Annotated in this window: 19 protein-coding genes and 1 pseudogene; 8 read left to right on the top strand and 12 right to left on the bottom strand. The window is 72.4% G+C overall.

All coding sequences use genetic code 11. The annotated features are described in order from the left end of the window. Positions 1 to 150: 150 nt before the first annotated feature. On the bottom strand, positions 151 to 1272 hold the full coding sequence (locus QFZ82_RS35905) for an aminoglycoside phosphotransferase family protein (protein WP_307717105.1): 1122 nt from the start codon (positions 1270 to 1272) through the stop codon (positions 151 to 153). 239 nt (positions 1273 to 1511) lie between these two features. Here QFZ82_RS35905 and QFZ82_RS35910 point away from each other — a divergent pair, with 239 nt between their 5' ends. Further along, positions 1512 to 3005 carry a hypothetical protein gene (locus QFZ82_RS35910; protein ID WP_307717106.1) on the top strand — a complete coding sequence of 498 codons (1494 nt, stop codon included), beginning with the start codon at positions 1512 to 1514 and terminating at the stop codon, positions 3003 to 3005. A gap of 163 nt (positions 3006 to 3168) precedes the next feature. On the opposite strand, the gene QFZ82_RS35915 is transcribed toward QFZ82_RS35910, so the two are convergent. Beyond that, the gene (locus tag QFZ82_RS35915; RefSeq protein ID WP_307717107.1) at positions 3169 to 4611 is read right to left on the bottom strand and encodes a PP2C family protein-serine/threonine phosphatase; all 1443 of its coding nucleotides are present in this window, start codon (positions 4609 to 4611) and stop codon (positions 3169 to 3171) included. A 338-nt stretch (positions 4612 to 4949) separates the two neighbouring features. Here QFZ82_RS35915 and QFZ82_RS35920 point away from each other — a divergent pair, with 338 nt between their 5' ends. Genes QFZ82_RS35920 through QFZ82_RS35930 form a run of 3 tightly spaced genes read left to right on the top strand, consistent with a single transcriptional unit; the run spans position 4950 to position 8265 of the window. Continuing rightward, complete coding sequence (locus tag QFZ82_RS35920) at positions 4950 to 5549, top strand: GNAT family N-acetyltransferase (RefSeq protein WP_307717108.1); 600 nt, start codon at positions 4950 to 4952, stop codon at positions 5547 to 5549. A 3-nt stretch (positions 5550 to 5552) separates the two neighbouring features. Beyond that, positions 5553 to 7727 (top strand): NAD-dependent DNA ligase LigA, encoded by a 2175-nt coding sequence (ligA, locus tag QFZ82_RS35925; protein ID WP_307717109.1) that lies wholly within the window; start codon positions 5553 to 5555, stop codon positions 7725 to 7727. Positions 7728 to 7764: 37 nt separating this feature from the next. Next, on the top strand, positions 7765 to 8265 hold the full coding sequence (locus QFZ82_RS35930) for a GNAT family N-acetyltransferase (RefSeq protein ID WP_307717110.1): 501 nt from the start codon (positions 7765 to 7767) through the stop codon (positions 8263 to 8265). An 18-nt stretch (positions 8266 to 8283) separates the two neighbouring features. Here the strand turns inward: QFZ82_RS35930 and QFZ82_RS35935 are convergent, their stop codons facing one another. Further along, positions 8284 to 9009, bottom strand: coding sequence for a tyrosine-protein phosphatase (locus QFZ82_RS35935; protein WP_307717111.1), 726 nt, complete (start codon positions 9007 to 9009; stop codon positions 8284 to 8286). Positions 9010 to 9248: 239 nt separating this feature from the next. Between QFZ82_RS35935 and QFZ82_RS35940 the strand changes: the two genes are divergently transcribed. Beyond that, entirely contained in the window at positions 9249 to 9575 is a 327-nt protein-coding gene (locus tag QFZ82_RS35940) for a hypothetical protein (RefSeq protein ID WP_307717112.1), read from the top strand. A 109-nt stretch (positions 9576 to 9684) separates the two neighbouring features. Here QFZ82_RS35940 and QFZ82_RS35945 read toward each other — a convergent pair whose 3' ends face one another. Next, a complete protein-coding gene (locus QFZ82_RS35945; protein ID WP_307717113.1) occupies positions 9685 to 12384 on the bottom strand; it encodes a SpoIIE family protein phosphatase/ATP-binding protein in 2700 nt (899 codons plus the stop codon). Between the two features lie 209 nt (positions 12385 to 12593). After that, the gene (locus tag QFZ82_RS35950) at positions 12594 to 13148 is read right to left on the bottom strand and encodes a TetR/AcrR family transcriptional regulator (protein ID WP_307717114.1); all 555 of its coding nucleotides are present in this window, start codon (positions 13146 to 13148) and stop codon (positions 12594 to 12596) included. A 120-nt stretch (positions 13149 to 13268) separates the two neighbouring features. Here QFZ82_RS35950 and QFZ82_RS35955 point away from each other — a divergent pair, with 120 nt between their 5' ends. After that, the gene (locus tag QFZ82_RS35955) at positions 13269 to 13727 is read left to right on the top strand and encodes a nuclear transport factor 2 family protein (RefSeq protein WP_307717115.1); all 459 of its coding nucleotides are present in this window, start codon (positions 13269 to 13271) and stop codon (positions 13725 to 13727) included. 11 nt (positions 13728 to 13738) lie between these two features. On the opposite strand, the gene QFZ82_RS35960 is transcribed toward QFZ82_RS35955, so the two are convergent. The 5 genes from QFZ82_RS35960 to QFZ82_RS35980 form a co-directional block, all read right to left on the bottom strand. Continuing rightward, positions 13739 to 14221 (bottom strand): hypothetical protein, encoded by a 483-nt coding sequence (locus QFZ82_RS35960; protein ID WP_307717116.1) that lies wholly within the window; start codon positions 14219 to 14221, stop codon positions 13739 to 13741. Further along, positions 14218 to 16692, bottom strand: a complete 2475-nt coding sequence (locus QFZ82_RS35965; protein WP_307717117.1) for a molybdopterin oxidoreductase family protein — start codon at positions 16690 to 16692, stop codon at positions 14218 to 14220. Before QFZ82_RS35965 ends, QFZ82_RS35960 begins: the two co-directional genes overlap by 4 nt. Positions 16693 to 16796: 104 nt before the next feature. Continuing rightward, entirely contained in the window at positions 16797 to 17468 is a 672-nt protein-coding gene (locus tag QFZ82_RS35970) for a phosphoribosyltransferase (RefSeq protein WP_307717118.1), read from the bottom strand. 9 nt (positions 17469 to 17477) lie between these two features. Further along, entirely contained in the window at positions 17478 to 18041 is a 564-nt protein-coding gene (locus QFZ82_RS35975; RefSeq protein WP_307717119.1) for a DUF5709 domain-containing protein, read from the bottom strand. A gap of 103 nt (positions 18042 to 18144) precedes the next feature. After that, positions 18145 to 18375 carry a DUF6480 family protein gene (locus tag QFZ82_RS35980; RefSeq protein ID WP_307717120.1) on the bottom strand — a complete coding sequence of 77 codons (231 nt, stop codon included), beginning with the start codon at positions 18373 to 18375 and terminating at the stop codon, positions 18145 to 18147. A gap of 164 nt (positions 18376 to 18539) precedes the next feature. On the opposite strand from QFZ82_RS35980, the gene QFZ82_RS35985 reads away from it, so the two are divergent. Both QFZ82_RS35985 and QFZ82_RS35990 read left to right on the top strand, forming a co-directional pair. Beyond that, the gene (locus QFZ82_RS35985; protein WP_307717121.1) at positions 18540 to 19253 is read left to right on the top strand and encodes a UdgX family uracil-DNA binding protein; all 714 of its coding nucleotides are present in this window, start codon (positions 18540 to 18542) and stop codon (positions 19251 to 19253) included. A 192-nt stretch (positions 19254 to 19445) separates the two neighbouring features. Then, positions 19446 to 19838 (top strand): annotated as a pseudogene (locus tag QFZ82_RS35990) (hypothetical protein); the annotation flags it as partial. 59 nt (positions 19839 to 19897) lie between these two features. Here the strand turns inward: QFZ82_RS35990 and QFZ82_RS35995 are convergent. Then, positions 19898 to 20611 carry a bifunctional 2-polyprenyl-6-hydroxyphenol methylase/3-demethylubiquinol 3-O-methyltransferase UbiG gene (locus tag QFZ82_RS35995; protein WP_307717122.1) on the bottom strand — a complete coding sequence of 238 codons (714 nt, stop codon included), beginning with the start codon at positions 20609 to 20611 and terminating at the stop codon, positions 19898 to 19900. Positions 20612 to 20731: 120 nt separating this feature from the next. After that, positions 20732 to 22060: a helix-turn-helix transcriptional regulator gene (locus QFZ82_RS36000; RefSeq protein WP_307717123.1), complete on the bottom strand. Its 1329-nt coding sequence runs from the start codon at positions 22058 to 22060 to the stop codon at positions 20732 to 20734. Positions 22061 to 22104 lie beyond the last annotated feature (44 nt).

Raw genomic sequence — 22104 nt, forward strand, 5'->3', positions numbered from 1 at the left:
GGCCACCGGACCACCACGGGACACGCCTCCCCCGAGGAGCGCACGGCAGTCGAACGGAGCAGGGCAGTGGAGGCGATGGACCCACGACAGCGCGCTGCGCGCCCAGTGTTCGACACCGGGCGCGCAGCGCGCTTCCCCCTCGTCCGGCGGTCAGCGGGTGCCGACCGCCGCGCGCACGGCCCTGCGGGCCAGCGCGCAGTCGTCGTGCAGCCGGCGCAGCAGCAGCCGCTGCTCCTCCCCGGCCGCGAGCCCCGCCGCAGGCGCCTGGCCCCCGACGACGGGCGGCGCCTCCCGCATCGTGCGCTGCACGGCCGTCTCGTACGTACGGATCTCCCGCGTCAGCACGAGCATCAGATTCACCAGGAAAGCGTCCCGTGCCGCCGTCCCGGCCTGCTGGGCCAGCTGGCTGATCTGACGGCGTGCCACCGGGGCGTCCCCGAGGACCGCCCACAGCGTGGCCAGGTCGTACCCGGGCAGGTACCAGCCCGCGTGCTCCCAGTCCACGAGGACCGGACCGGTGGGGGAGAGCAGGATGTTCGACAGCAGCGCGTCACCGTGGCAGAACTGGCCCATGCCCTGCCGGCCGCCCGCCTGGGCGAGACCGTGGAGCAGCTTCTGCAGGTCGCCGAGGTCCCGGTCCGTGAACAGCCCCAGCTCGTGATAGCGGGAGATCCGCGAGCCGTAGTCGAGCGGCGCGTCGAACATCCCGGCGGACGGCCGCCACGAGTTGAGCCTGGCGACGGCTCCGAGCGCCGCCCGCACGTCCGCCCTCGGCGGCGCCTCGAGAGGATGCCGGGCGAGAGCCGCGGGGCGGCCGGGCATCCGCTCGATCACCAGCGTGCAGTTCTCCGGGTCCGCGGCGATGAGCCGGGGAACCCGGACCGGCGGCCGGTGCCGCACGAACGCACGGTAGGAAGCTATTTCGTGGCGGAGCGACTCCGCCCACGCGGGAGAGTGGTCCAGTAAGCACTTGGCGACCGCGGTGGTACGCCCTGTCGTTCCGACGATGAGCACGGAGCGTCCGCTGCGGCGCAGCACCTGCACCGGATTGAACTCCGGGCAGATCCGGTGCACCGACGCGACAGCCTTGCGCAGCTGTGCGCCCTGAGGGCCGGACAAGTCGATTCTCCCGCTGACGGGGTGGCCGACCGCACCGGCGGGCATGCGTGCCCGGCCGGCGTGGGCGGGGGCGAGATACGGTCCGGAGCCGGCCGGGACAGCCGGACGCTGCGGCCGGTGCGGGGCGGACACGGAGGACGATGCTGTGTACATGGGAGATACAGATCCCTTCGTGTGCCGACAAGTTGCGTGCGCTGCCCCGCTCCGGACGTACCGGAGGCAACACCCTGGGGAATGTGCCCTTGGCAGCCGGAGCGAGGTGGCGCGTTCCTACCTGACACCGGGCCGCGGGTGGCACACCATCTGGCGGACCCTGGCGAACCCTGGCGAATGGTCGCCGGCCCCATGACAGCGGGTTACTGTCAACTCAGCCGAGAACCTGGGGGCTTGATGTGAGCGGAGAACCCAACACCCGCCTGAGCGACCTGTTCGGCCTGGCCGGCTGGTCCAAGGGCGAACTCGCGAGACTCGTGAACCGGCAGGCGGCGGCCATGGGCCACCCTCAGCTGGCGACCGACACCTCGCGCGTACGGCGCTGGATCGACATGGGCGAGTCCCCGCGCGATCCCGTGCCGAAGGTGCTGGCGGCCCTGTTCACCGAGCGACTCGGTCGTGTCGTGACCATCGAGGACCTCGGGTTCGTACGGAGCGGGCGAGCGGGGAAGCGGCGGGACGTCCAGGGCACTGACGACCCTGACGGTCTGCCGTGGGCGCCCGACCGTACGGCTGCGGTCCTCACCGAATTCACGGGAATGGACCTCATGCTCAACCGACGCGGCCTGGTGGGCGCCGGCGCGGCACTCGCCGCTGGCTCAGCACTCAGCAGCGCCATGCACGACTGGCTCAAGACCGCACCCGGCACCTCCCAGAATCCCGCCCTCACCTACGATCCGCTGCACGCCGACCCCGTCGGGTACGACCGCTACGAAGCCGCCCCCATCGGGTCGCAGGAGATCGAGGCACTGGAGCGCTCTGTCGAAGTGTTCCGCGCCTGGGACGCCGCCCGCGGCGGCGGACTGCAGCGCAAGGCGGTCGTGGGCCAGCTGAACGAGGTGGGCGGCATGCTCGCCTACCGCCACCCCGACCACCTCCAGCGGCGCCTGTGGGGCGTCGCCGCCAACCTCGCCGTCCTCGCGGGCTGGATGTCCCACGACATCGGCCTGGAGCCCACCGCCCAGAAGTACTTCGTCATCGCCGCGCACGCGGCACGCGAGGGCGGCGACCGCCCCCGCGCCGGCGAAGCGCTGTCCCGTGCCGCCCGCCAGATGGTGCACCTGGGCCGGCCCGACGACGCCCTGGACCTGATGAAGCTCGCCAAGGCGGGCTCGGGGGAGCAGACCCTGCCCCGTACCCAGGCCATGCTCCACACCATCGAGGCGTGGGCGCAGGCGTCCATGGGGCGCGGGCAGGCCATGCGCCGCACCCTCGGTGAGGCCGAGGAGCTCTTCGTCTCGGACAAGTCCGATGTGCCGCCGCCGAGTTGGATGCAGATGTTCGACGAGGCGGACATGCACGGCATGCAGGCGCTCGCGTACCGCACGCTGGCCGAGCACGACCCGTCGGCCGCGAGCATCGCCCAGCGGCACGCCAAGCAGGCGCTCCAGCTCCGCGAGGGCGGGCGTCAGCGCTCCAAGATCTTCGACTACATCTCGCTGGCATCGGCGTGCTTCATCGCCGACGACCCGGAGCAGGCCGACCGTTACGCCAGGCTCGCGCTGGTGTCGATGGGGGAGACCTCCTCGCACCGGACGTGGGACCGGCTGCGCGAGATGTACCGGCTCACCGGGCAGTACGCGGGCTACGCGAAGATCGAGGACCTGCGCGAGGAGATCCAAGTGGCGCTTCCCGCCGCCCCGTCGACGAAGCGCAGAAGCACGCGAATCTGACACGGCGGGAGCGAGCAACCAGCGGGCCCGACGGCGGGAGTGCGGAAGCCTTCCTACGTGACGGTGCTCGTGGCCGACGGTTGTGCCGAAGCCTCCGTCGCTGACTGCGGGTCCGACGTCTCCGGAAAGGCGGTCGGCCCAGGGGGCATCCGCCTCGCCCGTCCTACGCGTTCACCTTCGCCACCAGCACACAGGCGTCGCCCTGGCGCTCGCCCTGACCGAATTCCTCCACCACGACCCTGACGCCTTCCTGTGCGTCACGCGTCCCGGTGAGCCGTGCTGCCAGTGCCGTCAGCCGGTCCGCCGCAACCTCGGCATCCTGGGGTCCCGAGCGCGTACGCGTCAGCCCGTCGGTGTGCAGGACCAGCACGTCGCCCGGCTGCAGGGTCAGTTCGCCCTGCTCGTACGACGCACCGCTGGTGGCTCCCAGCAGCACCCCGTCGAGCCTCGACAGCGCGCGCCCCGTCCCGTCGCGGAACAGCAGCGGGGTGGGGTGTCCGGCCTGTGCCCAGGTCACCACGCGGGTGGCGGGGTCGTAGCGGCAGCACACCGCGCTGCCCAGGGCGGACTGGGCGGAGGTGTCCAGCAGCCGGTTCAGATGGGCCATGAGCTGTCCCGGGCGGACGCCCGCCACGGCCATGCCTCGCAGCGCCCCCAGCAGCATGGCCATCGACGACGTCGCCGCCACTCCGTGACCGGTGAGGTCGCCGACGCCCAACAGCGACGCTCCGTCGGGCAGTTGCAGCGCGTCGTACCATTCACCGCCGATGAGGGCGCCGTCGGGCGAGGGAAGATAGTGCGCGGCGATGTCCAAGGACGTGGGGCTGCCGGGCGGGAACCGGAGCGGGCCGCGCCACGACGGCAGCACGGCCTCCTGCATCTCGACGGCGAGCCGGCGCTCGGTCCGCTCGATGTGCCGTCGCCGTTGCAGCGAATCCCGGGTCTCACGCACCGCCCGCTGGCTGCGCCGCAGTTCGCTGACGTCGCGGAGGACGGCCCACATGGAGGCCGTCGAGCCGTCGGCGTCGAGGACCGGCTCGCCCATCATGTGCACCGTGCGGACGCGCCCGTCGGGCCGCACCATGCGGAACTCGCCGTCGATGGGCCGGCCGTCGACCAGACAGTCCGTCACCATCGCGGTGAGAAGCGGCTGGTCCTCGGCGAACACGACCGAGGGCAGCTCGTCCAGGGACATGGGTCCGGCCGCGGGGTCGCGGCCGAGGATCTGGTACAGCTCGTCGGACCAGCTCACCTCGTCGGTCAGCAGGTTCCACTCCGCGCTGCCGACCCGGCTGAGCAGCGAGCCGCTGCCGGCCGCGCTGTCCGCCTCGTACTCGGCGAGTTCGTCGGCGAACGCGTCGGCCGTCGCGGGCGGCAGACCTTCCTTGAGCTGGTCCAGGTGCGCGCCCAGGTCGTCCAGGTGATGGACGGCGAGATCGTAGAGCGCGCGCTGCCATCGTCCCTGCGGGTCGTCGTCGGCGCCCACCGTGTCCTGGCGTACCGCGTCCACGTCACCGCGCAGTCTGCGGGTGCGGGTGATCAGGGCGTCGACGGCGCCGCGCTCGGGCGGCTGGGCGGGACGGTCCGCGAACACATGGGACGGCATGTCGAACTCCGATACAGGCGCGGCCACAAGCCAGGACTGATACAGGGACCGGATACGACTGTTGCACAGGCGGCGACAGGCCGTAAGCCATTTGGCAACACTCGATCCGGTGGTGCTTTTGGCATATGCCAACGGCTCTCCGGTCCTTCGTCCTCCAGTTCGGACGGCTTCTGTCGCAGCGTACCCGCATGGGCACGCGGTATCCGTGGCTGATGTGATGCGTGTGACGGAAGCCGCCTCGCGTGGTGATGGCATATGCCCGTGGCCGGACGCGCGTGCGCCGGAGGCGGTCGGGGTGCGACGCCGAGCGGCGACCGGGCGAAGAGGAAGGGGACACGATGAGCGTGGTTCTGCGGGCCGGCGCCACAGTGACCGCGGCCCCGCTCGTGCTGCGGCCCTGGCGCGAAGAGGACGTCACCGCCCTCGTGGAGGTGTGCTGGGGGGACGAACTCCTTCGGCGCTACACCAGAGTTCCGGTGAACAGCGTCGAGGACGGGCTCCGCTGGCTCGACGTGCGGCGGCGGGGCTGGGAGACCGGTACCTGTCTCGGATTCGCCGCGTTCGAGGAACTGTCCGGCGGGACCGAAGGGCGGCTCGTCGCGAATGTCGCGCTCAAGCGCCCGGAGGCCGGCGCGCCTGCCGCCGAAGTCGGGTACTGGACCGCGCCGGCCGCCCGAGGACGGGGCGTCGCGCCCACGGCGCTCGAGCCTCTGACGGACTGGGCCTTCCGCACATACGGGCCCGAGGGCCTGAGCCGACTGGAGCTGCTGCACCAGGTCGACAACACAGCGTCCTGCCGGGTGGCGGAGAAATGCCGATTCCTCTACGAGTCGACTCTTCCGGCCCGGCCGCCCTTCCTCGAGGACGGGCATCTGCACGTCCGCCGGGCCCCCGGCGCCGGGCCGGGGGCGTTGTCAGTGGTGGGCGGCAGTATGTGAGACATGACGACATCACCTGCCGTTTCCGCTGCTCCTGACGCCGGTCCCGCTCCCGCCGCGACCATCGCCGGTCCCGCTCCTGCCGCCGCCATCGCCGATGCCGCGGCGTACGCCGAAGCGGTCGAGACAGCGGCCAAGGCCGCCGCCGCGTACTACGGGACGGGGGAGTCCACCCTCGACGACGACGCGTACGACCGCCTGGTGCGCGGCATCGCGGCCTGGGAGGCCGGCCACCCCGACGAGATCGCGGCCGGCTCCCCGACCGGCAAGGTCGCGGGCGGAGCGGTCACCGGCGATGTGCCGCACACGGTTCCCATGCTGTCCCTGGACAACGTGTTCTCTGCCGAGCAGCTCGTGGCCTGGACGGCATCGGTCGAGCGGCGGATCGGCAGGCCCGTCGAGGAGTGGAGCGTCGAGCCCAAGCTCGACGGCCTCGCCGTCGCCGCACGGTACGAGGAGGGCAGGCTCATCCGGCTCGTCACCCGAGGTGACGGCACCGCCGGTGAGGACGTCTCGCACGCGATCGGCACCGTCGTCGGCCTCCCCGACCGGCTCACCGAAGCCGTGACGCTGGAGATCCGCGGCGAGGTCCTCATGACGAACGACCAGTTCGAGCAGGCCAACACGGCCCGTACGGAGCATGGCGGAGAGCCCTTCGCCAACCCGCGCAACGGCGCGGCGGGGACCCTGCGCGCCAAGGACCGCCCGTACACGGTGGAGATGACGTTCTTCGGCTACGGGGCCCTGGCACTGCCCGCCACAGGATTGGAGTCCGCGGGCCGCCTGGCGGAGTGGTCGCACAGCCGGATCATGGGCTACGTCGCGGACCTCGGCGTGCACACCGCCGCCGGCACCGTGGTCGCGCCGCGGACGTTGAGGACGACCGAGGAGATCCAGGCCCGTATCGAGGAGATCGCCGCGGCGCGTCCGGACCTGCCCTTCGGCATCGACGGCATCGTCGTCAAGGCGGACCGCGCGGCCGACCAGGCCGCCGCGGGCTCCGGATCACGGGCGCCCCGCTGGGCCATCGCGTACAAGCTGCCCGCCGTGGAGAAGGTGACCACCCTGCTCGGCGTCGAGTGGAACGTCGGTCGCACCGGCATCATCGCGCCCCGTGCCGTGCTGGAGCCGGTGGAGATCGACGGCTCCACGGTCACGTACGCGACCCTCCACAACCCCGCCGACATCACCCGGCGTGATCTGCGCATCGGCGACCGCGTCATGGTCTACAAGGCGGGCGACATCATCCCCCGCATCGAAGCGCCCGTCGCCCATCTGCGCACGGGGGACGAGAAGACCATCGGGTTCCCCGAGGTCTGCCCGCAGTGCGGGTCGGACATCGACACGTCCGAGCAGCGCTGGCGGTGCGTGCGCGGCAGGAACTGCCGGGTCGTCGCCTCCGTCTCCTACGCCGCCGGGCGCGACCAGCTCGACATCGAGGGACTCGGCGGCACCCGCGTCGTCCAGCTCGTCGACGCCGGTCTCGTCACCGACTTCGCGGGCCTCTTCTCGCTCACCCGCGACCAGCTGCTGGAGCTGGACCGCATGGGCGAGACCAGCACCGACAATCTGCTCACGGCCATCGAGACGGCGAAGTCCCGCCCCCTGTCACGGGTGTTCTGTGCCCTCGGCGTGCGGGGCACGGGCCGCTCCATGTCCCGGCGCATAGCCCGCCACTTCGCGACGATGGAGCACATACGGGCCGCAGACGCCGACGCCCTGCAGCAGGTCGAGGGCATCGGCGTGGAGAAGGCGCGCACCGTCGTCGCCGAACTCGCCGAGCTGGCCCCGCTGATCGACCGGCTCACCGCCGCCGGCGTCAACATGACCGAGCCCGGCGCGACCCCGCCCACCGCACGGGCGGAGGCGGACGCGGGGAGCGGCGAGGGCGACGGCGCGGACCTCGGCGCCGCCGCGGAGGCAGGGCCCCTGGAGGGGATGACGGTCGTCGTCACCGGCGCGATGACGGGCCCCCTGGAGAAGCTGTCGCGCAACCAGATGAACGAGCTCGTCGAGCGCGCCGGAGGCAAGTCGTCCTCCAGTGTCTCCCGGCGCACCTCGCTCCTGGTCGCCGGGGAGGGCGCGGGCTCCAAGCGGGACAAGGCCGAGCAGCTCGGCACCCGGATCGCCACGCCGGACGAGTTCGCCGCGATGGTCGCCGGGTTCCTCGACACGTGAGCCCGAGGGGCTGCCAGGGGCGTGTCATACTCATACTATGAATGAGCCCCTTACCGTCACGGCTCGCGCTCCGGGCGGCAGGCGGCGCCGCGAGGTGGTACGGCTCGTCCGGGCGACCGCGCGGGACGCCGGGCGGCTGACCCGTATGGTGCGCGGTTCCGGTGCCTACGAGGGCCATTACGCGGCCATGGTGGCCGGATACCGCGTCGGCCCCGACTACATCGAGTCGCACGAGGTTCATCTCGCGGTCGGCGACGAGGGCCGGCTGCTCGGCTTCTACGCCCTCGTCCTGTCGCCGCCCGAGCTGGACCTGATGTTCGTCGCCGACGACGCCCAGGGCCTCGGTATCGGGCGGCTGCTCATCGCCCACATGAAGGAACGGGCCCGCGAGGCCGGCGTCGGATCCGTCCGCGTGGTGTCCCATCCGCCCGCCGAGGGCTTCTACCTGAGTGTGGGCGCCCGCCGGACGGGCACGGTGCCGGCCGCGCCCCCGGCGGTGCTGTGGGACCGGCCGGAGCTGCTGTTCACGGTGGAGTGACCGCGTGCGCGGCCCGGATCACTCCAGGAGCCGCTCGCGCAGCCGCGTGATCACCTCCTCCTCGAGGCCGACGTGTCCGGTGATGTAGGAGTGCAGTGAGCCGTAGGTGCCGGTCAGATCCGCGAGGAACAGCCGGATGACGTCCTCGGGAGCCCGGCCGTAACCGGGCCAGCGCAGCTCACGCCCCGGGTGGGCGGCCCGCCAGTCCGCGATCAGCCGCCCGGTGGCCAGCTCGGTGAGCGCGAAGTCCGCCGCGATGTCGTCGTCGCCGACGCCCAGCAGCCCGAGCAGCACGGCGGCGAGCAGCCCCGTGCGGTCCTTGCCGGAGGCGCAGTGGAAGACGAGCGGGTCCTCGTCGTCGGCGATGATCTCCAGTGCCCGGCGCAGTTCGTCCGTGCCGTCGAGGGCGACTTCGGCGAACCGGTCGGCCAGGTAGCGCCAGGGGTCCACCTCGGGGGAGATGTCCGCCTGGTCGTAGGGCCGGTGCTCCACGCTCAGGTTGTGGTAGGCGCCGACATCGCCGTGCGGGACGCGGCCCTTGGCGTCGATCTCCCACGGGTAGCGCAGATCGATCACGGTGCGTATGCCCAGAGAGCGGAAGCGTTCGCGGTCCGCGCCCGCCAACTTGCCGAGCGAGTCGGAGCGGTAGAGCAGGCGCCACTTGACGGTTCGGCCGTCGGCGGCCCGATAGCCGCCCAAGTCCCGGAAGTTATGCAGCCGTTCGAAGGTCACGTGTCTGTCCACGCCGTCACCTTATGATCACCGGCCGCCGTTCCGGGGGCGGACTGTGCTGGATGGGAGCGCTCCCGTACCAGGGAGCGGGGTGGCTGTCGTTCCCGCTCCGTAAGGGTCGGCATCATGATCCGGGCGTAATGTGACAAAAAGCGGGCCGGTCTCGCCGGCGGGCAGCAGTCGGGCCCGGTGGAAGGGAGCGGCCATGCCGAGCACCGAGACACAGCCTGTGACGGATCACCGCGTTCGACGTGATCCACGATCTGGTGAAGCCCGCCCGCACGCTGGCGGTGATCGCGAAGTCGCTGCGCGAGGGCGGCACGTTCCTCATGGCGGACATCGCCGCCTCCAGCAGGCTGGAGAAGAACGTCGGCCATCCGTTCGGGCCCGCGCTCTTCGGCTTCAGCGTCTTCTACTGCATGACGACCTCGCTCAGCACCGGCGGAGCGGGCCTGGGCGCGGTCTGGGGACAGGAGACGGCCGAACGCATGCTGACCGATGCCGGATTCCGGTCCGTCGACGTGCGGTTCGTCGACGGCGATCCGCTGAACGTCTACTACATCGCCAGGACGAGCTGAACGGCAGGAGCCGGCGGGGCGGTTGTGGCCGCGAGGAACGCCTGCTGCGCGCGCTCCGCAGCCGGACGCTCCCGGCTTCTCCGAGGCCGTCGAGGTGGCGGCCGCCGGTTCAGTCGCGGTCGACGAGTGCGGGCACGCCCGGCGAGAGGGGCTGCTCCGTCCAGATCACCTTGCCGTCCGCGGTGTACCGCGTACCCCAGCGCTTCGCGAACTGGGCCACGAGAAACAGCCCCCGGCCCCCCTCGTCCGTGATCGCCGCCTGCCGCAGATGCGGCGAGGTGCTGCTGCGGTCCGCCACCTCGCAGATGAGGCTGCGGTCCCGGATCAACCGTACCTGGATGGGTCCGTCGGCGTAGCGGATCGCGTTGGTCACCAGCTCACTGAGGATCAGTTCCGTGGTGAAGACCTCCTCGCCGAGGTCCCATTCGGCCAGTTTCCGCGACACCGCTGCCCGGGCCTCCCGTACCGCGGCGGGGTCCGCCGGCACGTCCCACTGGGCCACCCGGTCCGACGTCAGGACGCGGGTACGCCCCACGAGCAGCGCGATGTCGTCGCGGGGGCGCTCCGGAACCAGCGCCGCGAGAACCGCCTCGCAGGTCTCCTCGGGTGTCCGGCCGCCGTCGCGGTCCAGAGTGCGGCGCAGCAGCTCCAGGCCCTCGTCGATCTCGCGCTCGCGGTCCTCGACCAGCCCGTCGGTGTACAGGACGAGCCGGCTGCCCTCGGGCAGCCGCAGTTCCAGGGTCTCGAACGGCATGCCGCCCAGTCCCAGCGGCGGACCGCCCGGCACGTCGGCGAACTCGGCCGTTCCGTCCGGGAGGACGATCGCGGGCTGGAGATGGCCGGCCCGCGCGATGCTGCAGTGCCCGGAGACGGGATCGTAGATCGCGTAGATGCAGGTTGCCCCGGTGACCGAGGCGTCCACACCGTCGTCCGTCTCGTCCTGGTCGATACGGGCCACCAGTTCGTCGAGGTGCCACAGCAGTTCGTCCGGCGGCAGGTCCAGGCTGGAGAAGTTGTGCACCGCGGTGCGCAGCCGCCCCATCGTCGCCGCCGCGTGCAGTCCGTGCCCGACCACGTCCCCCACCACGAGCGCCACGCGCGCTCCCGGCAGCGGGATGATGTCGAACCAGTCGCCGCCCACTCCGCCGAGGCCACCGAGCCCGGCCTGTGCCGGCCGGTAGCGGTAGGCCATGTCCAGCGCGGTCTGTTCCGGCAGGCCCCGGGGGAGCAGGCTGCGCTGCAGCGTCACCGCCATGGTGTGCTCGCGGGAGTAGCGGCGTGCGTTGTCGACGCTCACCGCGGCACGCGCCACCAGCTCCTCCGCGAGCGACAGGTCCTCCTCCTCGAACGGCTCCGGCGTCCCGGCCCGCCAGAACATCGCGACCCCCAGCACCACACCCCGCGCCCGAAGCGGCACCGCGATCATCGAGTGCATCCCGTAGTCGACCAGTTGCGGCGCCCGCACCGGGTCCTGGCGCTGCCAGCCGGTGAAGGCGGACAGATCCGTCTCCAGGACCGCGTCGCCCTTGCCGAGTCCCGAACCCAGCGGCGTCGTGGGCAGGAAGCGGATCGCATGACCGATCGGGTACAGAGCCGTGTCGTCGGGGCCGCTGAACGCCGTGCGCCGCATGTCCACGTCCACACCGGTGGCGGTCGGCTCCTCGCCGCGCAGCACGGCCTCCACCAGGTCGACGGTGGCGAAGTCGGCGAACCGGGCGGCGGCGAACTCGCACAACTCCTCGCAGGTGCGCACCACGTCGAGCGTCGTGCCGATCTCCGTGCCCGCGTCGTACAGCAGCTTCAGCCGGCCCCGGGCCACATCGACCCGTCCGGTCAGCGCCTGGAGTTCCGTGGTGTCCCTGAACGTCGCGACCGTGCCCGGCGGCCCGCCCGCCTGGTCCGTCGAGCGCTGGTTGACGGCGAGCAGCCGGTCGCCGACCGGGACGACCTCGTCGGTGGCGATGCGGCCGGACGCCAGGAGACGCGCGGTGCGCGGCTCGAGACCGAGGTCGCCGACCGGGGAGCCGTCCACGTCGGCCGGCAGGCCGAGCAGCCGGCGTGCCTCGTCGTTGGCCAGCAGCAGCCGGCCGTCCCCGCCCACGATGACGACCCCCTCGCGTACGGCGTGCAGGACGGCGTCGTGGTGTTCGTACATCCGGGTCATCTCGACGGGCCCCAGGCCGTGGGTCTGTCGGCGCAGTCTGCGGGTGACCAGGGCGGTGCCGCCGGTCGTGAGCATCAGGACCCCCGCCGCGGAGCCGAACAGAAGGGGGAACTGGTCCTCCACGACGCCGCTGACATGCGCGATGGTGATCCCCGCGGACACCATGCCGACGACCTTGCCGTCACTCGCCCTGATCGGGACGACGGCCTGGACGAGCGGGCCGATCGTCCCGGTGATCTTCTCGGTGACGACATCGCCGGCCAGGGCCGGAGCGTAGTTGCCGACGAATCTCTTGCCGATGCGGTCGGTGAAGGGGTGCGTGTAGCGGATGCCCTCGGTGTCGAGGACGACGATGAAGTCGACCTCCGAGCGTTTGCGTGCCTCCTCGGCCCGCGGCTGGAGCACGGCGGTCGGATCCGGGCCGGTGAGGGCCTCGGCGGTGCCGGGCGCGTTCGCGAAGGTTTCCGCCACGGCGACGGACCGGTTGCGGGCCTCCCGTTCGCTGTCGGCGCGGGACTGGAGCACGAGAGCCGCCATGGCCGCGGCGACGAGCAACACCACGATCGCCACCTGCAGGAGAAAGACCTGACCTGCGACAGTTCGCATCCGCAGAACCGAGCGCGGGCGGCCGTAGCGTCCGGCCATATGCTCTTTCTACACCTCCCGCACAAGGTGGGCGAACCGCGCGGAGCGGAGTGAAGCGCCCGCGTTCACGCGGCTGTCGCGGGTCGCTCAAGCATGCCAACCCGGCTGGTTGTGACCAAGGTCTTCGCACAACTCCGTGTGCAGGGGCCACCGCAGGACCTGTTGGCGACGTCGTTGTGGGCGGTCGTGTCATGGTACGGAGTGCTTCGTCACTCCCGCTCGGTGACGAGGCGTGCCGCGGCCTGCCGGGCGTGCAGGGCGGCGTCCGGGTCACCGGTGATCCCGGCGGTCGCCATCGCGCCCTCGGCGAGCAGCCGCAGATGCTCCGCGGTGTCGCCCGGCAGGCCGGCATCGCTCACCAGGCCCGTCAGGTAGTCCTTGAACGCCTGTTTGTGCTCCTTGGCCCGGGCGGCGACCGAGGGTGACGTCGCGCCGAGTTCCCCGTAGCCGTTGATCCAGGCACAGCCGCGGAAGCCGGGCTCGCGGAACCATGCGTACAGCCAGTCGAAGACCGCCAGGATCCGCTCCCGCGGGTCCGCCGAGCGCTCGACGTGGGCGGCGAGCGCTTCCCGCCAGCGGAGGTCGCGACGCTCCAGGTAGGCGTCGACGAGCTGTTCCTTGTTGGGGAAGAGCTGGTAGAGGCGCTTGAGGGAGACGCCGGAGGCCGTGCGGATCGCGTCCATGCCGACCGCCTGCACGCCCCGGGAGTAGAACAGTTCCTCGGCCGCGTCCAGCGCCTGCTTCCTGGCCGTCGCGCTGTCCATGACGACTACCCCTCCTTGACCCGAGAACCATCGTTCTCTATGGTAGCAGCGCCGAGGGAGAACGATCGTTCTCCGCATATGGGCGCCTGTTCGCACGGCGCCGTGCCCGATGGAGGATCCATGACCACCCGCCCCCCGCTGCCGCCCTTCACCGCCGAGACCGCGGCCATGAAGGTCCAGGCGGCCGAGGACGCCTGGAACACCCGCGACCCGCACCGCGTCGCGCTGGCCTACACACAGGACTCGGTCTGGCGCAACCGGGACGTCTTTGTCACCGGACGCGCGGCCATCACCGATCTGCTGACACGGAAGTGGGACCGCGAACGTGACTACGCGCTGCGCAAGGAGCTGTGGGCGTATGACGGCAACCGGATCGCCGTCCGCTTCCAGTACGAGAGCCGCGACGCCGACGGCCAGTGGTGGCGATCCTACGGAAACGAACTGTGGGAGTTCGACGCCGCCGGTCTGATGGCGCGCCGGGAGGCGAGCATCAACGACGTCGCCATCACCGAGGAGGAGCGGCGCATCTTCGGGCCGAGGCCGGCCGCCGAACACGGCGTGCCGTTCCCGCCGGCCTGACCGCGTCCGGCCTACGCCAGCAGAATCTGCGGACTCGCCTCCTTCAGCTTCGCCTGAGCCCAGCGCGCCTGGCGCAGCGTGTCAGGGCGGCATGTGGCGGCGAGCCGCAGCAGATCCTGGTCGTCGAGCGCCTGCGCCGCCTGTGCGAGCATCTCCCAGTCGGCGGCCACCCCCGTCGCCTCCGTGCACACCTTCCGCAGGTCGCGCAGCATCAGCAGCTCGGCCTGCCCGTGGCGGCCCGCCAGTTCGCTCGCCCGCTCCCGTATCTTCGCCACCGGCGAGATCTCACAGCGCCCGGCCGGATCGAGCCGGGCGCCGTACGCCGGGGCCGTCTCGGCCAGTGCCCGTATGTGCCGGTGCGACCAGCCCGCCAGGTCACGGGCCATGTAGGAGACCTCATAGTCCATGCGGTGACGCTCGGAGACCACCATCAGATGGTGCGCCAGGGCGTTCTCGCCGTGGTGCAGTTCGCGCAGCAGCAGTCCGATCCTCATGGCGTGGCCTCCTGGTCGTCGTCGCCGGCGGGAGGGCTTGCCTCCTCCGCCTCGGCCGCGGGCCCGCCGCGGGTGGGCGCGATGCCCTCGGTCACCGGGGCGGAGGCGGTGTTCGTCGGAACGGTCTGCGCACCGTCGCCCGCGCCGAGGCGCCGGATCCTGGCCGCGGCCGTCTTGAACAGCGGCTGTTTGGACACCGGGTCCCAGTCGGTCGGGGTGAGTTCGTTCGCCGCCCGTGGCGGCCGGCCGGCGCCGTGCCCGTCGCCGTCGTCCCAGTAGCCGTAGTGGAAGGGCAGGAACAGCACCCCGTCCCGGATCGCCGTGATCCGCGCCCTGGCCCGCACACTGCCGCGCGGGGTCGTCGCCTCCACGAGGTCGCCCTCGGCGATACCGGAGGCCTCCGCGTCGTGCCGGGACAGCTCGATCCACATCTTGGGCGCGGCCGCCTGGAGTTGGGGCGTGCGGGCGGTCTTGGTGCGGGTGTGGAAGTGGTACAGGGTCCGGCCCGTCGTCAGGACGAGCGGATAGCCGTCCGAGGTCTGCTCGTGCGGCGGCAGGTACTCGGCCGCCTTGACCATGGCCTTGCCGGACGGATTGAGCGCGCGGTACTCGGACTCCTCCAGCGGGGCGCCGGTGACGAGATCCCGGCCGTAGCTCTCGCAGGACGCGGGGTCGCTGAAGAACCGGCCGTCGGCGTAGAGCCGTTCGGTGCCGTCGGGACGCTCGTCGTCGCACGGCCACTGGATGCCGCCGTGCTCGCGCAGCCGGTCGTAGGTGATGCCCGTGTAGTCGCACGGCCGCCCCCGGCTGCACTCCTGCCACGCCGCGAACGCCGGCTCGGGACCGTCCCAGGGGATCAGGGGCCCGCCGTCCTTGTCCCGCAGATCCAGGCGGGCGGCGTAGTCGAGGAAGATGTCCAGGTCGGAGCGCGCGTCGCCGGGCGGATCGACCGCCTTCTCGGACAGATGCACCGTCCGGTCGGCGTTGGTGAACGTGCCCGTCTTCTCGCCCCACGCGGCGGCCGGCAGCACGACGTCCGCCAGCTGGGCCGTCTCGGTCAGGAAGATGTCCTGCACCACCAGGAACAGCCGCTTGCGGCCCAGCACCCTGCGGATGCGGTGCAGTTCGGGCAGGGACACCGCAGGATTGGTGCCCGACACCCACAGCATGCGGATCGAGCCGTCCTCCACGTAACGCATGATCTGCATGGCGTGCGTGGGCGGCCCGTAGTGGGGGATGCGCTCCGGTGCGACGTTCCATATCCGGGCCAGCTCGGCGACGTGCTCGTCGTTGTTCCAGTTGCGGAAACCGGGCAGGTCGCCGTCGGCGCCGCACTCACGGGTGTTCTGGGCCGTCGGCTGGCCGTTCATCTGCAGCACCCCGCAGCCGCGCCGCCCGAGCATGCCGCGGATCAGATGCAGGTTGTTGACCTGGATCGCGGCGGCGGTCGCCTGGTGGGACTGGTAGAACCCCTGCAGAACGGTGGACATCAGCCGCTCCGCACCGCCCAGCAGTTGTGCGGCACGCCGGATGTCGTCGGCCGGTACCCCGCAGATCTCGGCCGCCCGCTCGGGGGGATACTCCGCGACGCACCGCTGGAGTTCGTCGAAGCCGACCACGTGCGCGTCGATGTAGTCGCGGTCGATCCGGCCCGTCCGCACGATCTCATGGAGCAGGGCGTTCATCAGGGCGACATTGGTGCCGGGCTTCGGCGCCAGGTGGACGGTCGCCGCCCGCGCGACCGGGGTCGGCCGGGGATCGACGCAGACCAGCGCGGGCGGATGCGGCCCGGCCAGCCGGTCGAGGACCCGGCTCCACAGGACGGCCTGGCTCTCGGCCATGTTGTGTCCGAACAGCGCGATCACGTCCGCGTGGTCGATGTCCGTGTACGAGCCGGGCTGGCCGTCACAGCCGAACGACGACTTCAGCGCCTCGGCCGCCGTCGCCGTGCACAACCGGGTGTTGCCGTCCAGGTGGTTGGTGCCGATCCCGCCGCGGGCGATCAGGGAGAGCGCGTAGTACTCCTCCAGGAAGAGCTGCCCGCTGGTGTAGAACCCGATGGACGAGGCGCCCTGTTCGTCCATGAGCCGGCGGGTGCGCGCGACGACACGCGACATCGCCGTCTCCCAGTCGCTCTCCACCAGCTCGCCGCCCTCCCGCACCAGCGGGCGGGTCAGCCGGTCGCGTGAGGCGTTCGCCTGCCAGCCGAAGAGGTCCTTGGCATCGAGCCGCCCGTGGTTGACCCGGTCGTCCGGCCGGCCGCGCACGCCCACGATCTCGCCCTCGCGGACGGCGAGGTACAGGGCGTCGCCGTTGGAGTGCATCACCGAGGCGCTGGGCACCCAGCGCTCCACGTCGTCGGCGCCGACCCCCTCGGCGAGGTACGAGTCGACCCGCACCGGCCACGTACCGCCGCGGTCGTAGGGTGTGCGGGTGCCCCAGGGCTCGGCGATGCGGTCCGTTCGTTTCATGAGCGCCTCCTCTGGCGATTCATGAGCGCCTGCTCACGCCGCGGAAAACCCCTCCGCCTGCATCGGCCGCGGGCGGGCGGCCCCCGGCCTCGTCGCTCCCGCCGTCACCGTGCGGACGCGGGCGGACCCGCGGACGCCGCGGCCCGCAGGATGCCGATCACTTCCTCGTCGCGTACCTGGCCGAAGTCCTCGTACCACTGGCCGACCGAATGGAACACCTCCGGCGTGTACAGGCACACGAGGTCGTCGACCTCGGCCCTGAGCACGGCGGCGGGCTCCTTCGCGCAGACCGGCACCGCGAGCACGATCTCCGCGGGGTCCATGCCCCGCACGGCGCGCACCGCGGCCCGCGCTGTCACGCCCGTGGCCAGTCCGTCGTCGACGACGACGGCCGTGCGGTTGTGCAGGGCGGGTGCGGGCCGCTTGCCCCGGTAGAGATCCTCGCGCCGGTGCAGCTCCGTACGCTCCGCCGCGACCTGCGCGCCGAGGAGGTCGGCGGTCAGATCGAGCATGGCCATGGTCCGCGCGTCGTACAGCGGAGGGTCCTCGCCCGCCAGCGCACCGACCCCGAGCTCCGGATTGAACGGCGCACCGATCTTGCGGGCCACGACGACGTCGAGCGGTGCGCCGAGCGCCCGGGCGATCTCGTCCGCCACCGGCACCCCGCCGCGCGGCAGCGCCAGGACGAAGGGGGCGCGCAGCCGCTCCTCCCGCAGCCTCTCGACCAGCAGCACCGCCAGTTCCCGTCCGGCCGCCCTGCGATCACGGAAACGCATGAGTGTGCCTCACTCCCGCCCGGCTCCCGGCTCCTCACCGGCTCCCGGCTCCTCACTGGCACCCGGTTCCTCGTCGGCGCCCAGCCGGTCGTCGGACGTGATGTACATGGCCGCCTCCTCGGCGGAGGCCGCACCGCCGTCGATACCGACGTCACGGGCGACCACGTCGCTGGGCCTGCGCGGCGAGGGATCCTCGGCGGGAGCCAGCCGTCCGGCCCGTTCCTCACCGGCCAGTTCGTCCACCGGTTCACCGTCGCCGCCCACCTGGTCGCCGATGCCGTTGCCCTCGGGCGGAGCCACGTCCGGCGTCTCCTGGGCGAGCCGCTGGTCCAGCGTCTCTCCGGCCTGCTGCTCCTCGCCCGTGGTGCCGTACCGGCCGACGGCGAGGGGGCGCTCCGGCGGGGAGTAGCCCTCGGCCATCATGTCGTCCAGGTCGCGCTCGCCGATCACGTTCTGCATGTCGAGCTCATCGCTCGGACGGTTCTGCGCATCCGAGTGCGTGGGCTGGTACACGTCGTCGCCGCGGGCCTCGTCGTCCCGGGCCCGGTCGCCCTGTTCGGTGCCTTCGGACATGGCGCACTCCCTTCTCGGCCGGTCCCGGGCGCCGTCGTTCCCGTGCCCGGGGTTCTCGGACGTATACGCGGGGTCTTCGGAGGTCCCGCTGCAGGTCATGCCCTCACAGCAGCATGGCGAGCGCGAACGCGAGGAAGAACGCCGCGCACAGGACCGCCACGATGCCGATGATGAACAGCGGTCCCTTCGTCCAGCCGCGTGTGAGGTCTTCCCGCGGCCCGGCGCCGGAGCCGGCGCTCGTCTCCGCGGGCGGGGTCTCGCCCGGGGGCACGCCGCCTCCGGGCTCGAGACCTGGGGTGCTGCGTGGATCGGGGTCTGGGCTGTTGCTCTTCATACGGGGCGAGTGCCCGCAATCGCCCGGATCAACAGCCCGGATTCGGATCGCTCGCCGGGATCCGCGCCGCTCGCCGGTACCGGGTGCCCGCGCGAGTACGGCGGGCCCGCAGGGGTAACCGGGCGACAAGGACCACGAACCCCGCACGGCGGGAGGCGAGAGCGGTGACCACCAGTGAAGAGCAGCGGCTGGGGGAGGGTTACGACGCCGGGCCGTTCGTGCCGCGGCGCGGCGGTCTGCCGACGCTGCGGCGAGCCGCCGCCGGCTGCGAGGGCTGCCCCCTGTTCCGCAACGCGACCGGGACCGTGTTCGGCGCGGGGACCTCTTCGGCCAGGGTCGTGATCGTCGGAGAACAGCCGGGCGACCAGGAGGACCGGCTCGGGGAGCCGTTCGTCGGCCCGGCGGGCAGGCTGCTGCGCAAGGCCCTGGAGGAAGTGGGCATCGACGAGAGGACGGCGTACTTCACGAACGCGGTCAAGCACTTCAAGTTCGAGCCCGCACAGCGCGGCAAGCGCCGGATACACAAGGCTCCCAGCCTGCGGGAGATGACCGCGTGCCGCCCCTGGCTCGCCGCCGAACTGCGCGTGGTGGACCCCGAGCTCGTGATGGCCCTCGGCGCGACCGCGGGCAAGGCGCTGCTCGGCGGCACGTTCCGGGTGAGCGAGCAGCGCGGCCTGCTGCTGCCCATGCCGCCCTGGGACGGGCTGGGGCAGGTCGACGTGTCCGGTGAGCAGGGGATGCCGCCCGAGCGCGCCACCGCGGAGGGCTGCGTCATCGCCACCGTCCATCCTTCGGCGGTCCTGCGGGCGGACGACCGGGAAACGGCGTACAAGGGGCTCGTCGCCGATCTGCGCGTGGCCGCCGAGGTACTGGCCTGAGACACCGGCCCGGGGCCGGGGCCCCGGGCGGCGGGGCTTACGATCACGCGGTCAGCAGTGCGGCCCGTGCACCGGCCGCCTCCCGTACGGGACAGCCGCGCGCTGCCCCGGACCCGCGAAGGAACCCGTGTACGCCGGCGCCACGCAGAACACCACCGACGCGGCCCGCCGCGTCACGGACGTCCTCCAGCATGGGAGCGCAGGCGCGGCACCTGGGGCGACCTGCACGTCGTGGACCGCACCCAGCGCGCGCCCGTCTTCCTGGTCGTCCTCGGTTCGATCGGGACCGGCTCCGTGGTGATGGTCCCGGGCGGCGCGCCCAGGGGCGTGCTCGTCGCCATGATCGCCCTGTGGGCCATGACCGTCGTCCTGCTGACCGTGAACACCGTCTGGAAGATCAGCGTGGACTCGGCCGTCGCCTCCGCGGTCGTGGCGCTGACGGCCGCCGTCCACTCGCCGTGGTGGCTGGCCGCCTGCCCGATGGCCCTCGCCGTGTGCTGGTCGCGCGTCGCCCTCGGTCACCACACGACCGCGCAGACCACGGCCGGAGCGGCACTCGGCGCGGCCACCGGGGCGGCGTTCCTGACGACGGGACAGCGGCGCCGGGCCCGGACCGAGCGGTCCGGGACCGGCGACGCCGGTGGTCAGGCGGGCAGACGCCGGACCCTCAGCACGTTGTCGGTCCGCGTGGCGGGCCGGCCCTCGGGGTCGTTCTGCGCGCGCTCGAACTCCTCGCAGCGCTGCACCTCCCAGCCGCCCGCGGGCAGGTCCAGCGCGTCGAGGACCTCCTGCGGCGTCGGCAGCGGCACCCCCTCGTGCGCGGTGGGCTCCCACGGGGCGAGCCCCGCGTGTCCGACGATCAGCAGCACGCCTCCGGGAGCTACCGCCGAGGCCGCCCTGCGCAGGATCTCCTCGCGCGGCAGGTCGCCGGGGGAGTGCAGGTAGTGGGCCGAGACCAGGTCGAACTCCCCGTCCGGGAACGACACGGAGAGGTCCGCCTGCCGCCACTCGACGGCGTCGGCGACCCCCGCCTCCTCGGCGTGACGGGCCGCGCGTTCCAGCGCGACGGCGGAGATGTCGGTCGCCGTCACCCGCCAGCCGCGCTGCGCCAGCCAGATCGTGTCGGCGCCCTCGCCGCATCCCAGGTCGAGCGCGGTGCCGGGCCGCAGACCGGCGACTTCACGGACGAGCGCGGTGTTCGGATTGCCGCTCCAGATCCGCTCGCTCTCGCTGTAGCGGGCGTCCCAGAACTCCGCGCCCCCCGCATCGCTTTCGACCACCGGTGTGTGCTCCTCGTCGTCGCGCTGTGCCGTGCCGGAAGACCCAGCGGTCCCCGTCTCTTCTGCGAATGCCGTCATGCCTCGTACCTCCGTTTCACGGGCGATACTCCGCCCGTGCCGAGCCGGGGGCAAAGAAGCTTGCCGACTCCGCAAAAACCGGTGGCCGGCCCGCTCCCGGCGGGCCGAGCCGCCCCCGGCTCAGCCCGAGTCGTCGCCGGACGCCACCACCCAACGGCCCAGCCCGTAGTCGTAGTCGTGGACGGGGCGTCCCCGCACTCCGCTCGTACGGAACGGCCCGCCGCCGTCGTCGATCCGTACCGTGCCGCCGCGTTCACCGCTGCTCCACCGCAGTTCCAGGTACCAGTCGCAGTCGCACCCGGCCGTACGGCCGCTGACGAGCAGCGACTCCGGATCGGAGGAGGAGACGGTGTACGGGAACGACACGGCCGGAATCGTCTCCCCGGAGTCGTTGCCGGGCACCGGGCGCGCCACGGGGCGGGGCGCGTCGAGGTCGACGTCGAACAGACGCGGCGTCAGCGCTCCTCCGCATCCGGAACTCGTGCGGAACACGCCCTGCTCGGGCGGGGTCCGGCGTTCCACCACGCGCACGTGCAGCGACTCGAGCACGACGGCTTCGACTCCCCTGCCCCGTACCGTGATGCGTACCTGCGTCTCGCCCCCGTGAAGCCCGCCCAGGGACGCGGCCCATGACGCCGCGTCGGCCTGCACGGGCGGCGGCGGCACGGCGGCGGGGTCGCGGTCCAGCAGATACGCGTGGTCGCAGCCGTTGCGCCAGACATGGTCGTCGACGGTCCAGGCGAACGGCGTCCCGGTGGTGGGCGCACCCCCGATGCGCCCGGGAGCCGCCGCGCCGGGCCGACCGCTCGCGTCGCCGGAGCGAGGACGCGGACCGGCGGTCCCGGACTCCGTGGCCGACGGCGGACCGGGCGGGGAGGTACGGGGGTGGGCCGACGGCGGAGAGATGGCCGGTTCCCCGCGCGGCCCGCGGTGGGCCGTGGGGGCGTCACCGCCGGAGCCGGGGGCAAGGTCGCGGAAGCCGACCAGCACGGTGAGCACGGCGAGCAGGAAGAGCGCTGCGGCGGACGCGACGACGAGGACGGGGCGACGAGAGCGCCGTGGCACTCGCGCCGGCCCGGCGGGCCGTGGCACCCCCGGGGCCTCCTGCTCGCCGGGAGCGGCGCCGGCCGTGGACGCGGCGGGGACGGCGGCCGCCTCCGGCTCTGTTGCGCCGGCCTCCCGGCGTACCCCGCGGTCCGCGTCCGCCAGGACCCACAGCCGGTGCAGCTCCGCCAGTTCGTCACGTCCGCAACCGCACAGCCGCGCCAGCCGTTCCACCGGTGCGAAGTCCAACGGGACCGTCTGCCCCGAGCAGTAGCGGTGCAGCGTCGCCGTGCCGACACCCACGCGCCGTGCCAGCGCCCCGTACGTGCGCCCCGACCCGCCGCGCAGCTCGTGCAGCCGCCGTGCGAAAGCCTCGGTCGACGCTCCTCTCGGTGTGTCCGTCACTCTCGGTCCTCCAGTCGGTCCGCCCGGCAGGCGTTTCACCCCAC

The organism is Streptomyces sp. V4I23 (genome assembly GCF_030817975.1).
GTDB lineage: Bacteria > Actinomycetota > Actinomycetes > Streptomycetales > Streptomycetaceae > Streptomyces.

Coding starts and splice junctions, on each gene's coding strand:
- QFZ82_RS35905 (WP_307717105.1), bottom strand. CDS start 1,272: ATGTACACAGCATCGTCCTCCGTGTCCGCCCCGCACCGGCCGCAGCGT.
- ligA (WP_307717109.1), top strand. CDS start 5,553: ATGACGACATCACCTGCCGTTTCCGCTGCTCCTGACGCCGGTCCCGCT.
- QFZ82_RS35915 (WP_307717107.1), bottom strand. CDS start 4,611: ATGCCGTCCCATGTGTTCGCGGACCGTCCCGCCCAGCCGCCCGAGCGC.
- QFZ82_RS35955 (WP_307717115.1), top strand. CDS start 13,269: ATGACCACCCGCCCCCCGCTGCCGCCCTTCACCGCCGAGACCGCGGCC.
- QFZ82_RS35930 (WP_307717110.1), top strand. CDS start 7,765: ATGAATGAGCCCCTTACCGTCACGGCTCGCGCTCCGGGCGGCAGGCGG.
- QFZ82_RS35960 (WP_307717116.1), bottom strand. CDS start 14,221: ATGAGGATCGGACTGCTGCTGCGCGAACTGCACCACGGCGAGAACGCC.
- QFZ82_RS35970 (WP_307717118.1), bottom strand. CDS start 17,468: ATGCGTTTCCGTGATCGCAGGGCGGCCGGACGGGAACTGGCGGTGCTG.
- QFZ82_RS35945 (WP_307717113.1), bottom strand. CDS start 12,384: ATGGCCGGACGCTACGGCCGCCCGCGCTCGGTTCTGCGGATGCGAACT.
- QFZ82_RS35980 (WP_307717120.1), bottom strand. CDS start 18,375: ATGAAGAGCAACAGCCCAGACCCCGATCCACGCAGCACCCCAGGTCTC.
- QFZ82_RS35975 (WP_307717119.1), bottom strand. CDS start 18,041: ATGTCCGAAGGCACCGAACAGGGCGACCGGGCCCGGGACGACGAGGCC.
- QFZ82_RS35920 (WP_307717108.1), top strand. CDS start 4,950: ATGAGCGTGGTTCTGCGGGCCGGCGCCACAGTGACCGCGGCCCCGCTC.
- QFZ82_RS35950 (WP_307717114.1), bottom strand. CDS start 13,148: ATGGACAGCGCGACGGCCAGGAAGCAGGCGCTGGACGCGGCCGAGGAA.
- QFZ82_RS35995 (WP_307717122.1), bottom strand. CDS start 20,611: ATGACGGCATTCGCAGAAGAGACGGGGACCGCTGGGTCTTCCGGCACG.
- QFZ82_RS35965 (WP_307717117.1), bottom strand. CDS start 16,692: ATGAAACGAACGGACCGCATCGCCGAGCCCTGGGGCACCCGCACACCC.